Source organism: Lewinella sp. IMCC34183 (assembly GCF_003390915.1).
Lineage (GTDB): Bacteria > Bacteroidota > Bacteroidia > Chitinophagales > Saprospiraceae > Neolewinella.
The window spans coordinates 400,256-420,947 of the sequence record NZ_QMEM01000003.1 but is presented as its reverse complement, the minus strand read 5'-3'; the positions used below and the strand labels follow the sequence as shown (position 1 = coordinate 420,947).

At 62.4% G+C, this 20,692-nt stretch carries 19 protein-coding genes; 12 read left to right on the top strand and 7 right to left on the bottom strand.

The window, feature by feature from the left end; translation table 11 throughout:
• The first annotated feature begins 1 nt into the window (after position 1).
• The 5 genes from DQG19_RS09345 to DQG19_RS09325 all read left to right on the top strand — a co-directional run bounded on the left by DQG19_RS09345 (position 2) and on the right by DQG19_RS09325 (position 3,379).
• Positions 2–331: an MGMT family protein gene (locus DQG19_RS09345; protein ID WP_116125989.1), complete on the top strand. Its 330-nt coding sequence runs from the start codon at positions 2–4 to the stop codon at positions 329–331.
• Positions 328–1,011 (top strand): tRNA (adenosine(37)-N6)-threonylcarbamoyltransferase complex dimerization subunit type 1 TsaB, encoded by a 684-nt coding sequence (gene tsaB, locus DQG19_RS09340; RefSeq protein ID WP_116125988.1) that lies wholly within the window; start codon positions 328–330, stop codon positions 1,009–1,011. Before DQG19_RS09345 ends, tsaB begins: the two co-directional genes overlap by 4 nt.
• Positions 1,008–1,775, top strand: a complete 768-nt coding sequence (gene truA / locus DQG19_RS09335) for a tRNA pseudouridine(38-40) synthase TruA (protein WP_116125987.1) — start codon at positions 1,008–1,010, stop codon at positions 1,773–1,775. The genes tsaB and truA overlap by 4 nt, the downstream gene beginning before the upstream one ends.
• Positions 1,776–1,874: 99 nt before the next feature.
• Positions 1,875–3,002, top strand: a complete 1,128-nt coding sequence (locus DQG19_RS09330; RefSeq protein ID WP_116125986.1) for a glycosyltransferase family 4 protein — start codon at positions 1,875–1,877, stop codon at positions 3,000–3,002.
• Positions 2,999–3,379: a fluoride efflux transporter FluC gene (locus DQG19_RS09325; protein WP_116125985.1), complete on the top strand. Its 381-nt coding sequence runs from the start codon at positions 2,999–3,001 to the stop codon at positions 3,377–3,379. Before DQG19_RS09330 ends, DQG19_RS09325 begins: the two co-directional genes overlap by 4 nt.
• Here DQG19_RS09325 and DQG19_RS09320 read toward each other — a convergent pair.
• Together DQG19_RS09320 and DQG19_RS09315 are read right to left on the bottom strand one after the other, a co-directional pair.
• Positions 3,333–4,790: an O-antigen ligase family protein gene (locus DQG19_RS09320; RefSeq protein ID WP_116125984.1), complete on the bottom strand. Its 1,458-nt coding sequence runs from the start codon at positions 4,788–4,790 to the stop codon at positions 3,333–3,335. The genes DQG19_RS09325 and DQG19_RS09320 overlap by 47 nt on opposite strands.
• A complete protein-coding gene (locus DQG19_RS09315; RefSeq protein ID WP_116125983.1) occupies positions 4,787–5,905 on the bottom strand; it encodes a hypothetical protein in 1,119 nt (372 codons plus the stop codon). Before DQG19_RS09315 ends, DQG19_RS09320 begins: the two co-directional genes overlap by 4 nt.
• A 251-nt stretch (positions 5,906–6,156) precedes the next feature.
• Here DQG19_RS09315 and DQG19_RS09310 point away from each other — a divergent pair, with 251 nt between their 5' ends.
• A complete protein-coding gene (locus tag DQG19_RS09310) occupies positions 6,157–9,063 on the top strand; it encodes a SusC/RagA family TonB-linked outer membrane protein (protein ID WP_116125982.1) in 2,907 nt (968 codons plus the stop codon).
• A 76-nt stretch (positions 9,064–9,139) separates the two neighbouring features.
• On the top strand, positions 9,140–10,447 hold the full coding sequence (locus DQG19_RS09305; RefSeq protein ID WP_116125981.1) for a RagB/SusD family nutrient uptake outer membrane protein: 1,308 nt from the start codon (positions 9,140–9,142) through the stop codon (positions 10,445–10,447).
• Positions 10,448–10,540: 93 nt separating this feature from the next.
• Here DQG19_RS09305 and DQG19_RS09300 read toward each other — a convergent pair whose 3' ends face one another.
• Entirely contained in the window at positions 10,541–11,122 is a 582-nt protein-coding gene (locus DQG19_RS09300; RefSeq protein ID WP_116125980.1) for an RNA polymerase sigma factor, read from the bottom strand.
• A 758-nt stretch (positions 11,123–11,880) separates the two neighbouring features.
• On the opposite strand from DQG19_RS09300, the gene DQG19_RS09295 reads away from it, so the two are divergent.
• From DQG19_RS09295 to DQG19_RS09275, 5 genes are read left to right on the top strand one after another with little or no spacing between them, the layout of a single operon-like run.
• Positions 11,881–14,001 (top strand): nitrite/sulfite reductase, encoded by a 2,121-nt coding sequence (locus DQG19_RS09295; protein WP_116125979.1) that lies wholly within the window; start codon positions 11,881–11,883, stop codon positions 13,999–14,001.
• A gap of 17 nt (positions 14,002–14,018) precedes the next feature.
• The gene (cobA, locus tag DQG19_RS09290; RefSeq protein WP_116125978.1) at positions 14,019–14,789 is read left to right on the top strand and encodes a uroporphyrinogen-III C-methyltransferase; all 771 of its coding nucleotides are present in this window, start codon (positions 14,019–14,021) and stop codon (positions 14,787–14,789) included.
• Positions 14,790–14,829: 40 nt separating this feature from the next.
• Positions 14,830–15,630: a bifunctional precorrin-2 dehydrogenase/sirohydrochlorin ferrochelatase gene (locus DQG19_RS09285; RefSeq protein ID WP_116125977.1), complete on the top strand. Its 801-nt coding sequence runs from the start codon at positions 14,830–14,832 to the stop codon at positions 15,628–15,630.
• 2 nt (positions 15,631–15,632) lie between these two features.
• Entirely contained in the window at positions 15,633–16,319 is a 687-nt protein-coding gene (locus tag DQG19_RS09280) for a phosphoadenylyl-sulfate reductase (RefSeq protein WP_116125976.1), read from the top strand.
• A gap of 44 nt (positions 16,320–16,363) precedes the next feature.
• Positions 16,364–17,398 carry an NAD(P)/FAD-dependent oxidoreductase gene (locus tag DQG19_RS09275; RefSeq protein WP_116125975.1) on the top strand — a complete coding sequence of 345 codons (1,035 nt, stop codon included), beginning with the start codon at positions 16,364–16,366 and terminating at the stop codon, positions 17,396–17,398.
• A gap of 89 nt (positions 17,399–17,487) precedes the next feature.
• On the opposite strand, the gene DQG19_RS09270 is transcribed toward DQG19_RS09275, so the two are convergent.
• The 4 genes from DQG19_RS09270 to DQG19_RS09255 form a co-directional block, all read right to left on the bottom strand.
• The gene (locus DQG19_RS09270; RefSeq protein ID WP_116125974.1) at positions 17,488–18,354 is read right to left on the bottom strand and encodes an alpha/beta fold hydrolase; all 867 of its coding nucleotides are present in this window, start codon (positions 18,352–18,354) and stop codon (positions 17,488–17,490) included.
• Between the two features lie 79 nt (positions 18,355–18,433).
• On the bottom strand, positions 18,434–19,069 hold the full coding sequence (locus DQG19_RS09265) for an O-methyltransferase (protein ID WP_116125973.1): 636 nt from the start codon (positions 19,067–19,069) through the stop codon (positions 18,434–18,436).
• A gap of 3 nt (positions 19,070–19,072) precedes the next feature.
• Positions 19,073–19,393 (bottom strand): hypothetical protein, encoded by a 321-nt coding sequence (locus DQG19_RS09260; protein WP_116125972.1) that lies wholly within the window; start codon positions 19,391–19,393, stop codon positions 19,073–19,075.
• Between the two features lie 70 nt (positions 19,394–19,463).
• On the bottom strand, positions 19,464–20,462 hold the full coding sequence (locus tag DQG19_RS09255; RefSeq protein ID WP_116125971.1) for a hypothetical protein: 999 nt from the start codon (positions 20,460–20,462) through the stop codon (positions 19,464–19,466).
• Between the last annotated feature and the right edge of the window lie 230 nt (positions 20,463–20,692).

Below are 20,692 nucleotides of genomic sequence, written 5' to 3'. Positions count from 1 at the left end.
GGTGGGCGGCGCCTACATCGAAGACGTGCACGCCGTGGCGCGGCTCATCCCGCCCGGCCGGGTGACCACCTACGGGGCCATTGCCGATTTTCTTACCCTCGGAAGTGCACGCATGGTCGGCTGGGCCCTTTACCAGGGCCTGGCGACGGGGGAAGCGGTACCCGCCCACCGGGTCGTCAATCGCCGCGGGGAACTCACCGGGCGCAATCACTTTCCCACCCCTACCTGCATGCAGGAACGCCTGGAGGCGGAGGGCGTGGTGGTGGTGGACGACCGCATTCCCGCTTTTGACGAATGTTTTTGGTCACCCGCTAGTCTGCTTGATACATGATCCGCCTCCTCCTGGAAACGGCCACCGACGTCTGCTCCGTTGCCGTGGCGCGCGACGGTGTCCTGCTTGCGGAAGTAACCGCTCCGGAGGTGCAGCAGCACGCCAGCCGGCTGACGCTGTTCGTGCGCGAAGCCCTGGAGCAGGCCGGCCTTACGCTTTCCGACGTAGGGGAGGTTGTCCTCAGCGACGGCCCCGGCAGCTACACCAGCCTCCGGGTCGGGGCAGCCACGGCCAAGGGCTTGTGCCTGGCACTGCCGGACCTTCGCCTGGCCGTGGTACCTACCCTGCAGTCGCTCGCGACCGCGGCCCCCGCGGGTCCGGCCGACCGTATCCTGGCCACCATCAACTCCCGCCGCGACGAGGTCTACGGCCAGCTGTTCGCCATGGACACCCGCACCCCCGAAACCGAGGTGCTCAACATTCGCCTCAAGGATCCCCAGTGGCGCGGAAAACTTCGCGCCGGAGCCGGACTGGGGCGGGTGTGGGTCTGCGGCCCCGGGCAAGACCGGATCCAAACCGCACTGGAGCACGACAACGCCCTCAGTTACGGGGAACCCGGCACCGCCGCCGCCCGTCACCTCATCGCACCCGCGCCCCGCCGCCCCGATGTTGCGGCCTACGAGCCCTTTTACCTCAACCCGCCCTTCGTGACGCGGTCGAAAAAGAAGCCTTTGCTGTGACCGGTCAACGCTACCTGCTCGAGCTGGCCTACTGCGGCACGGCCTACGCCGGCTGGCAGCGGCAACCCAACGCCGTGTCGGTCGAGGAAACCATCGATACGGCCCTGTCGACCGTGCTCGGGGAACCCATCAAGCTGGTGGGCTGCGGGCGTACCGACGCGGGCGTACACGCCAGTGATTACGCGGCGCACTTCGACTACGCGGGTTCCTTCCCGCCCCGCCTGCTCGGACGCCTCAACCGGTTTTTGCCCGCCGACATCGCCCTGCGGGGCCTGTACCGGGTGCCGGAAGAGCTGCACGCCCGTTTCAGCGCCCGCAGCCGCTCATACGTCTACCACCTGAGCCTGCGGAAGGATCCCTTCCGCCCCGATACGGTGGCCTGGGTGCCGGCCCTCGGCGAACTGGACCACGACCTGATGCGGGAGGCCGCGGCGCTGATCACCGGATACGGTGACTTCGCGCCCTTCTGCAAGACCAACAGCGATGCCTTCACCATGAAGTGCACCCTGACGGAGAGCCGCTGGGAGTTTGGCGCGGAGGGCATGCAGTACCACGTCACGGCCAACCGGTTCCTGCGCGGTATGGTGCGCCTGATCGTGGGCATGTGCCTGCGGGTGGGGGAGGGGCGGCTGTCGCTGGAGGAGGTGCGCCGGGCCCTCGACCGGCAGGAGCGGCTCCCCAAACCATGGAGTGCGCCGGCCGGCGGACTGTTTTTGTGTAATGTAGAGTACACGTCACGAACCTCTTGGGTATCCGTCCTTTAGTACAGATGGTGCACGTATCTTTGTGCCGGCTAACCCCTTAGTGTATCTTTTGCCGTTGGGTTAGCTGGAATCGGAAACAGGCTCCGCCACTCTTCGCCTATGTTCGTATTTATACTCAGCTTTTTAATTTCCTTTGCCCTTGTGTTTGCGATCATGCCCGGCGTGATTCGTATTGCTATTGACAAGAAGCTGGTGGCGACCCCCGAGGCCCGCAGCAGCCACGCGGTCATCACTCCCTGCCTGGGCGGCATTCCCATCTTTCTCGGTATCCTGTTCAGTGCCCTGCTCCTGACGCCGATGGACCAGTGGGCCGGCCTGCAGTACATCCTCAGCGCGCTGGTGATCGTATTCATGATCGGTACCAAGGACGACATCAGCGAGTTGTCCGCCGGGAAAAAGACCGCCGGCTTGTTTATCGCGATCGCTATCCTGGTTACCCGCGGCGACATCCGCCTGAATAGCATGTACGAGCTGTTCTACCAGTCCGGTACCCTGCCCGTCTGGTTCTCCATCCTGGCTAGTGCCTTTACCCTGCTGGTGATCTCCAACGCCTTCAACCTGATCGACGGCATCGACGGGCTGGCCGGAACCGTGGGCGTGATCGCGATGGTCAGCTTCGGCACCTGGTTTTTCGTGGTGGGTATGGTCCACTTGGGCATCCTGGCGCTCTCGGCGGCCGGGGGTATGCTGGCCTTCCTGTACTACAACATCTCCAAGACGCAGAAGACCTTCATGGGCGATACCGGTGCCCTGGTGATCGGTATGTTGCTGGGCATCATGACCATTCAGTTCATCGATGTTTGTTCGACGGCGCCCATCCCGGCGAAGTACCGCTTCGAGCACCCCATCAGCGTTGCCGTAGGTATCCTGATCGTGCCTCTCTTCGACACGATTCGGGTCTTTATCACGCGGCTTCTGCGGCGGACGAACCCGATGCGCCCGGACCGCCGGCATATCCACCACCTGCTCATCGACTCCGACCTGAGCCACGTGCAGGCTACGTTCGTTCTCGCGCTGGTCAACCTGAGCTTCATTAGTCTGGCGTTCCTCCTCGACCCGCTGCTGGGCCTGCACTCCATTTTGCTGGTGGAGATCGGCCTGGCGGTCGGCCTGACCTACCTCCTCAACCGCAAGGCCCGCCGGATCAAGCAGCGCAAGCGCGCCGCGGCGGCCCGTCAGGCGGAACAGGCAGCTCCGGCCCCGGTACCCCAGACCCAGACGGTGTGAACTGGCTGCTCGTGTTCGCGGGCGGCGGGCTCGGTGCATGCTGCCGCTACGGGCTGGCCCTCATGCTGCCTCCGGCGGTACTGGCGGAGGGCCACTTCCCCTGGGCCACCTTCCTGGCCAACCTGCTGGCCTGCTCGGTGCTCGGCCTGGGCCTCGCGTTCGTGGCGCGCGACCAGCTTCCCCGCGCCGGCCAGTTGCTGCTGATCACCGGATTCTGCGGGGGCTTTTCCACCTTCTCCACCTTCGCCCTGGAGCTGACGGACCTGCTGCAGCAGGGCTACGGGGTAGTAGCGTTTACCTACCTGTTTGCCAGTTTGTTGGGCGGGACACTCAGTATCCTGGCGGTAGTGTACCTGACGGGGACCGTGGCGGGGTAGGGGAGCGGTAAAGGCCCATGGTAATGACGATGGCCGTGGAGGTGAAGAACAGCGAGCCCACCTTGTCGGTCTCCAGCAGGTCGTTGATCAGGCTGAAGGCCGTGACCACTACCACGGCCATCAGGCCCGCGGCGATGGCCGCGCGGGCGTCCGGGTCGGTTTGCCGCCGGTAAAGATCTTCCCCGAAGTAGAAAATCCCCCCGAAGAAGAGCAGCAGGAAGAAGAGCCCCGGGTATCCCTGCTCGACGAGCGTCATCAGGAAGTAGTTGTGGATGCCGCTCCGCTCGGGATTGTCGCTGACGTAGGTTTCGAAATTATTGTTGGTGTAGCTCGGGTAGAGTTCCACGAAGTTGCTCGGCCCGAAGCCCGTAAGGGGACGGTACGGCACCATATTGCCGCCGGCTACCCAGCGGTAGAAACGCTCCATGGTGGAGATGTCCTCGAGCTGGTAGGTCGCCGAGAGCAGGTCGTCGAACTCCCGGTGGGAGATCGTGGTGTCGTAGTTGGGGGCGTAGTCGAGGTAGTTGTGGTCGTAGACGAGGTACACCGCCACGCCCAGGGCCGCCACGAACCCGACGACGAGCGCCGGCCGCAGCAGGCGCCACCGCAGGAGCAGGAAGGCACCACCGGCCAGCGCCAGCGAGACGTAGGCGGCCCGGGTATAGGAAAAGAACAGGGCCGCCGTCCAGAGCGGCAGTACCAGGTAGGTAAGCCACTGCCAGCTTTGTCCCTGTCGCCGGCGGTGCCAGATCAGGTAGACCAGCCAGGGCGTGAAGGTGGCCAGGCAGCCCGCGTAGGCCACGTGGTTGCGCATGAAGGGGGAGAGCGTGCGGAACTGATCGGCGAAACTGAAGCCGTAGCCGGCGTGCCGGATCAGCGTCTGTACGGCCACGAACAGCAGGGGCCAGAAGAACAGGTAGGCGAAGCGGCGGACCGCCCGCGGGGTACGCAGCAACAGCAGCGGCACCAGGAAGAATGCCCCCACGTACCACAGCTTGGCCAGGGTAAACTTGAAGCTCAGCACTTTCAGTTCTCCGAAGCCGCTGGCCACCACGATCCAGGCCACGTGCAGGTAAAGCAACAGGGCCACGGGATGCAGGAAAGTGCGCGCGTCGTAGGCCGGCCAGTGCCGCGCGGCGTGCAGCACAAGCCAGGCGGTGAGCGCCACGGCGATGGGCTCGGTGGGCAGGTCGGTCCCCACGCCGCCGGGCAGGCTGATCTCGGTGCCCAGCGGGATGACCACCACCAGCAGCCAGAAAAACAGCCGGATGTCCAGTACGGCCTGCCCGACCGCTACGAGCAGCAGGGGCAGGCCGGCGATCCAGTAGTGACCCGTGGCGATGGCCCCGCCGAGGCACAGCAACACCGTGGCCGCGTAGCCGGTGTACAGGCGCAGCGGGGCGGCGGTCATCGCGTGATGCTTCCCCAGTCGTACCGCCGGCCGTTGTCCAGCAGCAGTACGCCAATGACGGAAAAGATGAAGGTGACGACCGTGGATAAGACGACGATGAGCCACCGGATCGGGGAGCTCTTCACGATGGGGACGGAGACTTCCTCGATCACCTCCATCGTAGCCCGGTCGCCCCCCAGGATACTCTGGTACTGTTTCAGGCGGGTACGGCTCTCGTTCAAAGTTTCGTTGGCCTGCAGCCGTTCCTCCTCCAGGTTATCGATCGTACCGATGCTGGCGTTGAGCTGCGCGAGCTGCTCCGTGAGGGCCACGCGCGTTTCCCGCAGGCCGGCCAGGTCCACGGTCACTTTGCGGATGCTGTCGCGGGCGTTCTGCTCCCGGAATGCGACCAGCCGGGCCTCCGAGGTGGCCAACTGCTGGTCGACCCGGCTGGCGGCCAGCGCCAGGGCCTCGCTCTGGGCTTCGGTGTTGTAGATGCCGCTCTTCTGCCGCAGTTCGGTCAGGCGGGTATTGAGTTCTTCGAGCCGCTGCTGGCTTTCCTGCGCTTCCTGCTCCAGGCCGGCGGCGTTGCGGCGGTGGGTGGACCGAATCAACGCCAGATTGAGAGCGTCGATGCGCCGGCGGGCGGCGCGGGCCATGGCCGCGGCGCGCTCGGGGTCCCGGTCCTCGACGGTCAGTTCGATGATGTCGCGGGGCGTACGCTCTACGCTGTAGTGGCTGCGGAACTCTTCGGCTACCTTCACGGGGCCCTTGCGGGTGGTACTGTCGATGTCGTAGATCGAGTAAAGGTGGAAGGAGTCAACGAGGTGGTCGATCACCTCCTTACTCTCGGAGATGCTCAGCAAGCGGTCGATGTCGTCGCCCGTGCCGTAAAAGGCGATCCGCCCGCCGTTGGTCCCAAAGGTGCTCTCGATCGAGATCTGCTCCGGGCTGATCGCGACGAAGGAGGTGTAGCCCGTGTAGTACTCGGGCAGCAGCAGGGAGATCACGATGGAAAGCAGGGCTCCGGCGGCCGTGGTGAAGAGGATGGGCCGCCGCCAGCGCCAGAGCGTGCGCAGTACACCCAGCAGGTGGGTCGGTGGGGCGGGGGTGTCGTACGGGGTAGTAGGGTTCATGCAGCTGAGATCGCGAAGCGGCAAAGGTAATACGCCCGGGGCGGCGGGCGCAGGTGCGGTGCCGTCGGGTAAACGGCAGGACGGCCGGTCAAGGGTATCGATACACCGGGGCGTCCGCGCGTGGCCCGTCAGCCGGGGAATACGCGTCCGGTACGCCAAATCGCTCCCAATCACTACATTTAAGCGGTTGCTCCCCGGTAGTGGCTGCGTGCCGGCGCCGGGAAGGGCTATTACACTAACTACCCTGATTTATGAAACGACATCACTATCCGGCGGCCTGGGCTCTTGTTCTGGCGCTATTCTTTCCATGCTTTCTCCTGGCCCAGTATCCGGTCACGGGTACCGTTACCGACGCCGACGGCGAGCCGCTCGTCGGCGTTTCCATCCTGGTAGTGGGAACGACCAGCGGCACCATCACCGACTTTGACGGCACCTTCGAGCTGGAGATCCCGGACAACCGCTCCGAGTTACGGCTGAGCTACACCGGCTTCGCCCCCCAGACGGTTGCCGTGGAGCGCGACATCGCTCCGCTGCAGATCGTCCTGCAGGAGGACGTGGCCAATCTGGAGCAGGTCGTGGTTACCGGTCTGGCTTCCACTATCAAACGCTCCAACCTGGCCAATGCCGTCTCCGTAGTAAGCGGTGAGGACCTTACCGGCGTGACCAGCCAGCAGACCGTCGACGGGGCCCTCTACGGCAAGCTGACGGGCGTCAACATCACCCAGACCTCCGGCGCACCGGGCGGCGGCTACGCGCTCCGGCTCCGTGGCGTGTCATCCCTCTCCGGCAACAACCAGCCGCTCTTTATCGTGGACGGGGTGTACATCTCGAACGTGGAGATCGCCAGCGGTTCCCGCGGGGCGTCCGGGGCCAACAGCGCCAACGAAGAGGGCGCTTCCAACCGGATCGCGGACATCAACCCCGACGATATCGAGAGCATCGAGGTACTGAAGGGCGCCTCCGCGGCGGCCATCTACGGTACCCGCGCCAACGCCGGCGTAGTCATCATCACCACCAAGAAGGGGGTGAGCGGCGAAACCCGGGTTTCCTTTAACCAGGACCTCGGCTTCAATACCATCATCCGCAAGGTGGGCCGCCGCTCCTACAACGCCGCCCAGATCGAGGAAGCCTTCGGCGCGGACGCGCGCGACCAGTTCGTAGCCGCCCAGGCCGCGGGCGAGATCTTCGACTACGAGGACATCATTTACGGACAGAAGGGATTCATCACCGACAGCCGCCTGCGGGTCAGCGGGGGTAACGAGAAGACCAACTTCTTTGTCAGCAGCAGCTGGCGCGACGAGGCGGGCATCATCAAGAATACCGGCTACGAGCGCTTTACCGCCCGCCTGAACCTGACCCACCAAGTCAACGACTGGCTCAAGGTCCAGTCCAACACCAACTACATCCGTTCGCAGGCCGCCCGCTCCTTCACCGGTAACGAGAACGAGGGCGGACTGTCCTACGGCTATACCCTGGCCTTCACGCGGGATTACATCAACCTGTTCCCCGACGAGTTCGGCAACTACCCGGACAACCCCAACGCCTCCGGTAACCCGCTACAGACCCGTGACCAGACCCGCAACGACGAAAACGTGGACCGCATCCTCGAGGGCATCAACATCAACCTGAACCTGCTGCGGACGGGCAACCAGTCGCTCAACGTGATTTTCAACGGTGGCCTGGACTTCATCCTCAGCAAGACGTTCGTATACGTTCCGGAAAGCTTTCAGTCGCAGCGCGGTCGCCAGCAGGGCTTCCTTGCAGAGGGCAAGAACGACCTGTTCAACTACAACTACAGCGCGATCGCCGTCCACGACTTCTACACCGAGAGCGGTATCAACTTTACCACCCAGGCCGGCATCACCTACCTGAACCAGTCGGCCGACCAGCTGCTGAGCCAGACCACCCAGCTCATTCCCCTGCAGACCAACCTCTCCCAGGGGGCGGCCCAGTCGACGAACCAGTTCTTGCTCAACGTGGAGGAATTTGGCTACGTCGTACAGGAAGAAGTGAACGTCAACGACCAGGTGATCCTGACGGGTGGATTACGCTTTGATAAATCGTCGCTGAACGGCGATCCCAACAAGCTATACACCTTCCCGCGGGCTTCGGTAGCCCTGAACCTCCACGAGTTCGACTTTTGGTCGGGCGATGGTCCGCTGGACCAGCTTAAGCTGCGGGCCGCCTACGGACAGACGGGTAACAGCGCCAGCTTCGGTAGCCTCTTCACCTCCCTGGCCTTCGTGAGTACCGGCGGGAACGCCGGGCTCACCGTCAACGGACGGCAGGGCAATAGCGGCCTGGAGCCGGAAACCAGCTCGGAGATCGAGGTGGGAACCGATCTCGGCCTGTTCGACAATAAGGTCAACGTGACGGCGACCTACTACGTCCGCGACGTCACCAACCTGCTCTACGACCGGTCGCTGCCGACCAGCTCCGGTTTCGGCAACGAGATCCGCAACGACCTCGACCTGCGCAACCGGGGCTTTGAGTTCCAACTGGGCCTGAATCCCTTCCGCTCGCCCGCCTTTGATTACCGTACCACCTTCAACTTCTGGCTGAACCGCAGCGAGATCACCCGCCTGGGTATCGAGGACGGTAGCGACGGGGAAGACATTCCCAGTTTCGTTCCCCCGGGCGCCGGCTTCGGTCTGGGACTTGGTACCTTCTACATCAACGAGGGATCGCCGATCACCGGTCTGTGGCAGAGCACGCCCGACGGCCCGATGCAGGTTGGCAACACGGAACCCGATTTCCAATTCGGCTGGAACAACAACCTGACCCTCTTCGAGAACCTGGACATCAACTTCCTTTTCCACTGGCGGCAGGGCAGCGAACTGCTGAACCTGACGCGCTTCCTGACCGATATCGGCGGGACCACGCCGCGGGAATACGATAACCTGGACAGCTTCATCGAGGACGGCTCCTATTTCCGACTACGCGAGGCGGGCATCGCCTACCGCTTCCCCCTGGAGGATACCTTCATTCGGGGCGTGCGGGTCGGTGTCTCGGGACGCAACATCTTCACCATCACCGACTACAGCAGCTACGACCCCGAGACTTCGGTCAACGGCGGCAGCGGACTCTCCACCAACCTGGAGGTTGCTCCTTTCCCCAGCAGCCGGCAGTTCTACCTGCAGATCGGCCTTGACTTTTAACCCAACCCTAACTGACCGGCTTCGGGGGGACACCGCACCCGCGCGCCCGCCCCGACGTCCGAAAAATATACTTAGTATGAAAACCTTATTTCTACCGCTGCTGGCCGGCGGTCTGCTCTTTCTGACGGGCTGCGAGATCGACGAGCAGTTTGACCCCAACGGACCCAGCATCAACAGCGTGCTGTCCGACGCTACCAAGGTGGAACTGGACCTGCTCGTTACCGCCATCGAAGCGGGAATCCGCAACGGCTACGCGGGCTACGTGACTGCCTCCGGGACCATTGCCCGGGAGCTGTATATCTTCGACGCCGACCCCCGCAACACGGAGGACCTGCTGGGCAAGGAGGATATTGTACTCGACAACAATACCTTTTACATCACCGGCCCCTTCAACAGCTCCTACCGGGTAGTGAAGAACGCCAATATCCTGCTCGAGGCGGTTGACAATACCAGCTCCGTCTCCGAGGCGGAGAAGGACGGCTACCGCGCCTTCGCCAATACCATGAAGGCCCTGGTGCTCAGTCGCGTGCTGGACCTGCTCGGCGACAACGGTATCCGCGTGGACGTCGCCGATCCCAATAACCTCGGCCCGTTCCTGTCGCGCGACGAAAGCTACTCCGCCCTGCTCGGCCTGCTGGACGAGGCGGACGCGCAGCTACAGGGTGCCGACTTCGGCTTTACCCTGTCGACCGGGTTCGAAGGGTTCGATACGCCGGAGACCTTCCAGGAATTCAACCGCGCGCTAGCGGCGCGGATCGCTACCCACGGGGAGCGCTACGACGAGGCGCTAACCTACGTGAACGAGAGCTTTCTGGACCTTGACGGCGATCTGTCGGTGGGCCCGGAGATGATCTTCAGTGCCGCCGCCGGTGACCTGCTCAATCCGCTGTTCAAAACGCCCGGACAGAGCGGCGACCAGATCATCGTGCACCCCCGCATTATCGCCGATACCACCGCCGGTGACCTGCGGGTTGACGAAAAGTTCCGCCTGCGGCAGCAATCCACCAGCCAGGATAACCTGAACGGTGACTACGAGACAGCCCTCTATCCATCGGCCACTTCGCCCATCGACATCATCCGCAACGAGGAGCTGGTGCTGATCTACGCGGAGGCCAACATCAACCGCAATGACCTGGGAACGGCCGTGGAGGCCCTCAACGTCGTGCGCAACGCTGCCGGCCTCGCTGACTACGACGGGGAGGTGACACAGGACGCCCTCATCGACGAACTGCTGTACCAGCGTACCTACAGCCTGTGGAGTGAAGGGCACTTGATGTTTGATCTGCGCCGCTACGGCCGGCTCAACGCACAGTTCCTGCCCATCGACCGGGAGGGAGACGACATATTCGTCCAGTTCCCCATTCCGCTGGCGGAGGGCGTCTGATCGCTGCCGAGGCCCACGCAAAAAGCCCCGTTACGCATCGCGTAACGGGGCTTGCTGTATGTAGTCAATTCGTAGGGCGTAGTAACCTGGGAGTTACTGCAGAACGATCTCTTTCTCTTCGACCATTTTACGCATGTTGATCAGTGCGTAGCGCATGCGGCCGAGGGCGGTATTGATGCTGACGCGGGTCAGCTTGGCGATCTCCTTGAAACTCATGTCGGCGTAGTGGCGCAGGATGACCACTTCGCGTTGCTCGGGCGGCAGGGCATCCACCAGCTTGCGCACCTTGTCGTGCGTCTGGCTGCGGATCATGCCGTCTTCGGCGTTGTCCTCGGGGGACTGGAGCACGTCGAAGATGTTGAAGGTTTCCGTCTGGCCGACCTGGGGGCGGCGCTTGTTGCGGCGGAAGGAATCGACGCACATGTTGTACGAGATCCGCATGGCCCACTGGAGGAACTTGCCTTCGTGGTTGTACTTGCCACGCCGGAGCGTGTCGATGATTTTGATGAACACCTCCTGGAAGATATCTTCCGCTTTGCTGTGATCCTTCGTGAAAAGGTAGATGGAGGTGTAGATTTTCTGCTGGTGACGGCCGAGCAATTCTTCGAATGCACGATCCTGGCCAGAGAGGTAGAGGTTGATCAGTTCCTGATCGTTAAGTGACTTGACGTCCATGACTAACACAGTTTCAGTTTGGGATTATTTCCCGAAGCGGGATTGGGCGCAAATGCCTAAGGACAGTTAGTGTAGACGTTTAGACGATAGATAGACTTTAGAACGGTAAAATGCGAAAGGCGTGCAAGCCTGTAAAAGCAAGGGGTGCAACCCTTATGCTGTCAAAGATAGGCAAACCGGGTGCACATTCACAACGGGCATTGCGACCTTAAGTCTTTTTAACAGGCAAGCCGGCGGACCAAACTCCGTAACCCATGGGGTGGGTACGCCCCGCGCAATCCTAAGCAGTCCGGGGCCTGCCGCTAAATGATGGGGTGTAACCGGGCGGCTCGTTGCAGGTTCGAAATTTTTTTAAAAAAAGTTAAAATTGAACCGAACACCCACCCAAAACCCGCGCCCGCACTGGTTCTCCCGGATCGTCTTTCCGCCACTTTTTGCCGGGTGTCGCCCTCAATTTGTGGTAGATAAGGGGGTAATTCGCTTCCAAGCCGGTAGAAAAATTGCCGCTGCCTCCACCGTGAGATTCCCGGGGGGGGTGTCGGTACGGCTTTCCCCTAATCTGCCGGCACCAGCAAGCAGGACGGGTCGTCACAGTCACATGAAATAATAAATATATGTTAAGGATAAATGAAATGCTGATAACATATATTTGTATATGCCTGTAAATTAGCTAGTTGACTCCTTAATTTATTCGTTCATATGATCATTTCATCCTGAATCGATATGAACGAAGGCCTTTCTGGCGGGTACCTTGGGGTATGAATACGACCGAAGCCCCCGCCCTTGACCACCTGGATCCCGCGAACCGCGCGGACATTGAGGAGCTGTCCGCCCGCATCTATGCCTACCAGCGTGGACGGGAGGACGAAGACCGCTTCAAGCACTACCGCCTTACCCGGGGCGTGTACGGACAGCGGCAGATGGGCGTCCATATGTTCCGCACCAAGATCCCCTTCGGGCACGTCACGCCCAAGCAGCTGGTAGCGCTGGCCGACATCTCCGAGAAGTACACCAACGGCCGGCTGCACATCACTACCCGGCAGAACGTGCAGATGCACTACGTAAAGCTTAACGACAGCCCCGCCATCTGGCGGGAGCTCGTGGAAGCCGGCATGACCGCCCGCGAAGCCTGCGGCAATACGGTCCGCAACCTCACCGCCAGTCCCCTGGCCGGTGTGGACCCCGAGGAGCTCTTCGACGTGAGCCCCTACGTCTACGCCAGTTTCGACTACTTCCTGCGCAACCCGATCTGCCAGGAGATGGGCCGCAAGATCAAGCCGGCCTTCTCCAGCAGCGACCGCGACAGCGCCTTCACCTACTTCCACGACTTCGGCTTCATTCCGCGGCTGCGGGACGGACAGAAAGGCTTCAAGGTCGTCATCGGCGGGGGGCTCGGGGCGGTCTCCATGGTGGCCCACACGGCGTTCGAGTTTTTGCCGGCCGATCAGATCATTCCCTTCATGGAGGCCTCGATCCGGGTTTTCGACCGCTACGGCGAGCGCGAAAAGCGCATGAAGGCCCGCATGAAATTCCTGATCAAGGACCTCGGCTTCGACCGCTTCATGGAGCTGGTACACGAGGAATGGCCGGCGATCGCCCACAAGGAGTACGCCATCGACGAATCGCTGGTCCCCCAACTCGGGGAGGTACCCCAGGACACCTTCCCGCCCGTAGAACCGGTGCAGCCCGCCGTCTACGCCGAGTGGCTGAAGACCAACGTGCTCGCCCAGAAGCAGGAGGGCTACCACGCCGTGGCCGTCCGGGTGCCCCTGGGCAACCTGGAAGCCGAGCAGGCGCGGCTGCTTGCGGACGTCATCCGGCGGTATGCCAGCGACGATATCCGCCTGAGCGTGCAGCAGGGCCTCGTGCTGCGCTACGTGCCGCCGACCGCGCTGCCCCACCTTTTTAACGGACTCTACGCCCTGGACCTCGGCCTGCCCGGTTACGATACCACGGCCGATATCACCGCCTGCCCCGGCACCGATACCTGCGCCCTCGGCGTCACCAACTCCACCGGCCTGGCCCAGGTACTCGAGCAGCTCGTGCGCGACGAGTTTCCCGAGATGGTCACCGAAGACGATATCCGCATTAAGATCAGCGGCTGCATGAACGCCTGCGGGCAGCACATGGCCGCCAACATCGGCTTTCACGGCTCCAGCATTCGCGTCGGCGACCGGATCGCCCCCGCCATGCAGGTAGTCGTCGGTGGCGGCATTGCCCCCGACGGGCGGGGCTTCATCGCCCAGAAGGTCATCAAGGTGCCGACCCGCCGCATTCCGGAAGTCGTCCGCGTCCTCTTCAACGACTACCGCGATAATGCCCACGAGGGCGAATACTACAACGACTACGCCGAACGGCAGGGCAAGCGCTACTTCTACGGACTGCTGAAGTCCCTGGGAGATACCGCTGACATCGCCGATGAAGAGTTCTACGACTGGGGACAGGACGAAGATTACAAGCAGGAGATCGGGGTAGGGGAGTGCGCCGGGGTCAGCCTCGACGTCATCGGTGCCATCCTGAACGACAGCAGCAACAAGCTGGTCGCCGCCGACCGCAGCCTACAGGGCGACGCCCCCGCCGACGCCGGATACCACGCCTACTCCGCCATGATCACCGCCGCAAAGGCCCTGCTCCTCAGCGAGGATGTAAAGTGTAACACCCACATTGGCATCCTGAATGATTTCCCAGAGCACTTCGGCGACCGCTTCCCGGAGATCGATGACTTCAAAGGCTACGTGCTCCGCATCAAGCACACGGAGCCTGACCCGGAATTCGTCTCGGGCTATATCGCCGACGCCCGGGCGTTCGTCACCAAGGCCATCACGACGCGCGAGCGGCAACTAGATAAGCAGGTCGTCAGCGAATACTACAAGGCATAATCGCCTAACCTCCGGAAATGAACACCACTACCCATATCCCCCGCATCACCCTCGTAGGCGCCGGCCCCGGCGACCCCGACCTGATCACCCGCAAGGGCCTGCGCGCACTGGCCACGGCCGACGTCGTGCTCTACGATGCCCTGAGCAGTGACGAGCTGCTGGACGAGACGCCGGCCCACTGCCAGCGGATCTTTGTCGGCAAGCGGGCCGGTTGCCACTACCGCAAACAGGAAGAGATCAACGAACTTCTGGTCACCACCGCCCGCGAGTATGGCCACGTCGTCCGCCTCAAGGGCGGGGACCCCTTCGTCTTCGGGCGCGGACAGGAAGAGAAGGTCCACGCCGAAGCCGCCGGGATCCCGGTAGCGGTAGTCCCCGGTATCAGCAGCTGTATCAGCCTGCCCGAGTTGCAGGGCGTGGCACCGACCAGCCGTGGCTACGCCGACAGCTTCTGGGTGCTCACCGCCCACACCCGCGACGGGGGGCTGAGCGACGACCTCTTCCGCGCCGCGCGGTCCAATGCCACCGTCATCATCCTGATGGGCCTGGGCCGGCTGGACCAGATCTGTGCCCTCTGGGACGCCGAGGGGCGTGGCGAATTGCCCGCCATGGTCATCCAGAACGGCAGCCGCCCCGACGAGCGCTGCTGGGTAGGGACCGTCAACGACATCGCCCCGCGCGTGCTTGCCGAGCGCGACAGGGGGCCCGGCATCATCGTACTGGGGGAGACGGTACGGCAGCATAAGGATTTTAAAGCAAGCGTGATAGCCTGTGCTACAGTAATTTAAGTCTCAGATCTCCGACGTAACATTTCAGATTTAAACGCTTATGACCAATCCCCTCTATCCCGCCTTTTTCCGCCTCGACCGCCTCGAGATGCTCGTCGTAGGTGCCGGGCAGGTAGGGGAGGAGAAGCTGAGCTTTATCCTGAAGAGCAGCCCCAACGCCCGGGTGTCGGTGGTGGCCCCCTGGATGGGGGAGGAGCTGACCGCCCTGCTGGACCGCTACGAATCTGAGGCGGGTACGCAGGTGCCGGGGGGGGGCGGAAGCACGGGAAATACTGGTTTCGGGAACGAAACTCCCGCCGGGACGTGGCATACGGCGGCCGGGGGGCGGGTAACCTGGTACCGGCGGCAGTTTCGGCCGGACGACGTACAGCCCGTCGACCTGGTGGTGGCCGCCACAAACTTCCCCGAAGTGAACCGGGCGGTGTGGGAAGCCGCCAAGGCCGCCCGCCGACTGGCCAATATCGCCGATACCCCCGCGTTGTGTGATTTTTACCTCGGCAGTATCGTCACCCGCGGTCCGCTCAAGGTGGCCATCAGCACCAACGGCCAGAGTCCGACCTTCGCCAAGCGATTCCGGCAGTGGCTTGAGGCGGAGTTGCCGGAGGGGGAAACGACCGAATTGATCGATAACCTGAAAGTATTCCGTGACCGGCTCACCGGCGACTTCCAGTCCAAGGTCCGCGAACTCAACAGCCTGACGGCCGGTTTACTTGCCTCGGCCCGGGCGGGTCGCCGATGTCCCGGGGGCAGCTGCCTGCTGGCGGCCGCCGCCACACCCGACGACACTGCACCCGCGCCCCCGCCCCACCCCGAAAACGGGGGGAACGAAAACCTGAATTAATAATGAGTTTACCCCACCCCAAAGCCGCCCTCTCCTTCGATATCGCGGCGCTGAATGAAGAATTTGCTCCCCTGGACTTCCAGGAGCGTATTCGGAGACTGTACGATTACGTACCGGTCGATCAGGTGCTCTTCACCTCTAGCTTCGGTACCAAGTCCGTCGTCATGCTCACCCTGGTAAGCCGCGCCAACGCCGCCCAGAAGGTGCACATGCTGAACACCGGCTACCATTTCCCCGAGACGCTGGCCTATAAGCAGACGCTGGCCGACCTCACCGGCCTGCAGGTCGTAGAGATCCATCCCGACCCCGAGCGCCACGCCCTCACCCGCACTACCGAGATGTGGAAATCGCAGCCCGGTCGGTGCTGCCACTACAACAAAGTGCTGCCCCTGCGGGCCGAAAAGGCGCGCCACCGCGTATGGATGTCTGGCGTGCACAGCTACCAGACCATGAACCGGGCGGCCATGGAAATCTTTGAGGAGGTGGACGGACTTATCCACTTTCACCCCCTCATCGACATCGAGGAAGGCGAGTTCCTGTACCTGCTCGAAAAGGACAAGCTCCCGCGCCACCCGCTCGAGGAACTGGGCTACGGCTCGATCGGCTGTACCCACTGCACGCGTCCCGGGCAGGGGCGTGCCGGACGCTGGGCGGGCAGCGACAAGGACGAGTGCGGCCTGCACCTGTAGTGAGCCTTTTTTGACCCCAACTGTTGATAGTAAAAGATAATTATATGATTTCCACGGACATACTCATCATCGGCGCCGGACCCGTCGGCCTCTTTACCGTCTTCGAAGCCGGCCTGCTGAAGATGCGCTGCCACCTGGTAGACAGCCTCGGCCAGGCGGGCGGTCAGCTTACCGAGATCTACCCCAAAAAGCCCATCTACGACATTCCCGGCTACCCCAGCGTACTGGCCGGGGAGCTGGTCGACAACCTGATGGAGCAAATCAAGCCCTTCAACCCCGGATTCACCCTGGGCGAGCGGGCCGAGAAACTGGAAAAGGTAGGTGAGAAGCTGTACCGTCTGACCACCAGCCGCGGCACCGTCATCGAAGCCCCCGTCATCTGCATTGCCGGCGGACTGGGCTGCTTCGAGCCCCGTAAGCCGCCGATTCCCAACATCGAGAAGTACGAAGACAACGGCGTGGCCTACGTGATCCGCGACCCGGAAGTGTACCGCGACCAGCGCGTACTCCTGGCCGGTGGTGGCGACTCCGCCCTGGACTGGACGATCTTCCTGGCCGACGTGGCCAAGGAAGTCACCCTGGTCCACCGGCGCGACAGCTTCCGCGGGGCCCTGGACAGCGTGGAGAAGGTACACGAACTGGCCCAGGCCGGGCGCGTGAACCTGGTGACCAACGCCCAGGCTGTGGGTATCGTCGGCGACGACCACGTGGAGGCGGTGACCGTCAAGCACAAGAACGGAGAGCAGGAGAACGTGGCCGTCGACCACTTCGTCCCCCTGTTCGGCCTATCGCCCAAGCTCGGTCCGATCGCCGACTGGAACCTGACCATTGACAAGAACGCGATCGAGGTGGACACCCGCGACTACAGCACCGGCGTGCCGGGTATCTACGCCATCGGCGACATCAATACTTACCCCGGCAAGCTCAAGCTCATCCTGTGTGGCTTCCATGAGGGCACGCTCGCGGTACAGTCGGCCTTCAGCTACATCTACCCCGACAAGAAGCTCAGCTTCAAGTACACGACCGTGAACGGCGTGGAGGGCCTACCGAAGGAGGAGGAGGCTTCCGTGACGGCCTAGCGGTTTCCCAGTCAGTGACCGGCAAGAAAAAACCGGCCGCCCCCGAGGGGACGGCCGGTTTTTTATTCGGTCCTAAGGGCGAAGTGCGCCTAGTGAACGGCCACCTTGCGGTCGACGCTGGCCTTCGTTTTTATGAAGGACAATAGGTCGCGGTTGAGCCGCTCGCGGTGGGGGTAGAAAAGTCCGTGGGGCGCATCGGCGTACTTGTGGTAGATGGCCTTGGGAAGTAGTTCCGCGGTGGCGTTACCACCGACCTCGATGGGAACGATCTTGTCGTCCTCACCGTGGATGATGAGGGAAGGAACGGTGATCTTTTTGAGGTCGTTGCGGAAGTCGGTCTTGGCAAAGGCCTCGATGTAGTCGATGGCCGCGCGGCTGGAACCCTGGATGGCCATATGCTGCGTCCAGTGCAGGAACTGGTCACTGACGGGGTGGCTCAACATACCAATGCCGTAGAAATTCTTGGCGAAGGAGGAGAAGAATGCGGGGCGGTCCTTGCGGATGCCGTCGATCATCTCCTGGAAAACGCTCCACTCCACGCCATCGTGGTCGTCGGTATCGAGCATATAGGGGGTAACGGCGCTGATGAAGACGGCCGCGGAGACGCGGTCCTCTCCGTACTTGCCGATGTAGCGGGCTACTTCGCCGCCACCCATCGAGAAACCAACCAACGTTACGTCGTGGAGGTCGAGCTCGGTCAGGAAGGCGTGGAGATCATCGGCCAGGGTATCGTAGTTATAGCTGTCACCTACCTTGGAGGAAAAGCCGAAACCGCGACGGTCGTACGCAATGCAGCGCAGGCCTTCGCGGCTCAGCGGTTCCATCTGGTACTCAAACATGTCGCCGCTTAGGGGCCAGCCGTGGATGAAGACTACGGGTTTGCCGCTGCCGTATTCCTGGTAGCGCAGTTTTACTTCTTTTCCGGATAGTTTGTCTTTGGTTTTTACAAAAAGCATGGGTGTGAATTTAATGGTTAAATAGCGAATGTGAATATTACACTCGCTATTATATGTCGATACACCCGTTATATGTTTACTAGTTTTTCCTGCATATGGACAGACCGTCCCGAATCGGTAGAATTAAGGCCGATAATTGGGGATGAGCAGCCGCCAATTGGTTGTACGTCTGCAAGTTAGCGGCTGTCGGGTCGGTGGTGTTGCGTCCCGCTTTTCCGTCCCAGAGGACGTTATCGGCGATCAGGAGCCCACCCGGACGGAGGCGTTCCACTAGTACGGGCAGGTACCGGGGGTATCCGCGTTTGTCGCCGTCGAGGAAGATCAGGTCGTAGAGGCCGGGCAGGGTGGGCAGCAGGTCGTACGCGTCGCCGCGGAGCAGGTCGATACGGTCGCCAAAGGGACTGCCCGCGAAGTTACGGGCGGCGCGGGCAGCGATCTCGGGGTCGCCTTCGATCGTCTCGATCCGGCCGTTGGGGGCCAGCCCCTCGGCCAGGCAGAGGGTGGCGTAGCCGGTAAACGTGCCGATTTCCAGCACGCGCGTGGGGCGGACGAGCCGGGAGAGCAGGGCCAGCAGCCGGCCCTGCACGGGGCCGCACATCATCTGGGGCGCGATGGTCTTGAGGTAGGTTTGCCGCTCGAGCCGCAGTAAGTAATCGGGAATGGGTCCGCTGAGGGCGGTGGCGTAGTCCGCCAGGGGATCGATGCGGTCGCGCATGGCTTACCAGGCGTTGGGATCGGAAAGGGGTGGGGCGGGGACGGACCGTTTCGTGGCCGCGCGGCGGCATTGCCGCTCGTAGAGCAGTCGCGCCAGCTCTTCGTGGGCCGGGCGCGGCGCGGCGGGGTGGAGGGCGGCCTGTACGCGCGCCTCCGAGAGGTCCAGCGTATAGCAGAGGCTCATGAGGAATCCCGGTCGCGTACGCAGCAGTTCGGCGACCCGATGGGCGAGCCAGTCGAGCAATTCGGCTTCGGTGAGGCGGCCGCGGGGCAGGTCAAAGTCCTGGCGCAGCCGTTCCTGGGCGGTGGAGTCGGCTTCGGTCACGGCGTAAAGATAACAGGGCCGCCCCCACTCCGGGAGACGGCCCTGATTACCTCCGCGTTGGCGGATAGGCTTACTTGAGCTCCAGCTGGGTGTTCCCCACCAGGTTACCCTTGTTGTACAGCTCGATGGTGTAGATACCTTCGGCGTACTCTTGTCCGGGCACGTTCCATTCGGCGCAGTGGTTGGCGGCATCGCCTTCGAAGCTGAAGGGTACGTTCTTGGTGTAGGGTACCTGCTCACCATCGCTGGTGGTCAGTACGCCGCTGCCCTCAGCCTCGATGCTCATGGTCGAGCCGGTAGGGTCGATGATGCGCATCTGGAAGGTTTCCTCGCCGGGTTCGGCGACGGCATTATCCAGGCTGTTGAAGCAGACGTAAATGCGCTCGACGTTCTTGGCGTTGTTACGGCCTACCCAGCGGCCGCTGTTGCGCTGCTTCTGGCCTTCGACGGTCACGTTGTTGGTCTTGATGACGCTGGCGACGTCCACTTTCCGGCTCAGGGCCGAATTCTGGTTGGCCAGTTTCTCACGCTCGCTTACCAGCACGGCACGCTCGCTGTTGAGCTGCTCGTTGGTTTGCTGGCTGACCTGCAGGTCGTTGTTGAGCAGGTCGCGCTCGTTGGCGAGGCGGTCGCGGTCTTCGGTGAGCTGGGCATTGCGCTCCCGGAGTTCCTCGAGCTCGGCCAGGTAGCCGCTGGCTTTGGTCCGGAGGTCGGCCAGTTCCTTGCGGGCGGCACCGAGGTTGCGGCTGTCGCGGGTCAGGCTGGTGATTTTCTCGTTCTGGAGGCGCAGTTCTTCTTTCTGCTGATCGATCAGCGCGTTCAGCTCATCGTTGCTGCCGCGCATCTCCTCCAGCTCGGCCAGGGACTCGTAGTATTGCTTTTCGGCCTGCGCCTTGAATTGCTCCATCTCCACAAGTTCCGTGGAGAGCTGGGCGTTCTCCGTGCCGCGGTTCATGAAGCTGACCCCGAGGACGGCGACGGCGATCAGGAGGACGGCGATGATACCGGCCAGGAGGGGCGTACGGTTCTTCTGGGGCCTGGGAGCGGGACTATTCTGATAGGTTGCCATGTGGCGTAAGTTTGGTTTAAAAGCAGGTCCTGCGGCGGCCGACGTGGCCGTACCGGGTACCTGAAAAGGCGACTGATTTGTTCGTCAGACGGGTTACTAAACGTCTGTCGGCCCGATAGTATTACGGTGAAGTGTTAAAGTTTACGGCGTAACCCCACAACCCCACCGCCATGGGGTGCCTTCCGCCCCCGCCAGGGAACCGGACAGTACCGTATGCCCTGCCACCCTCC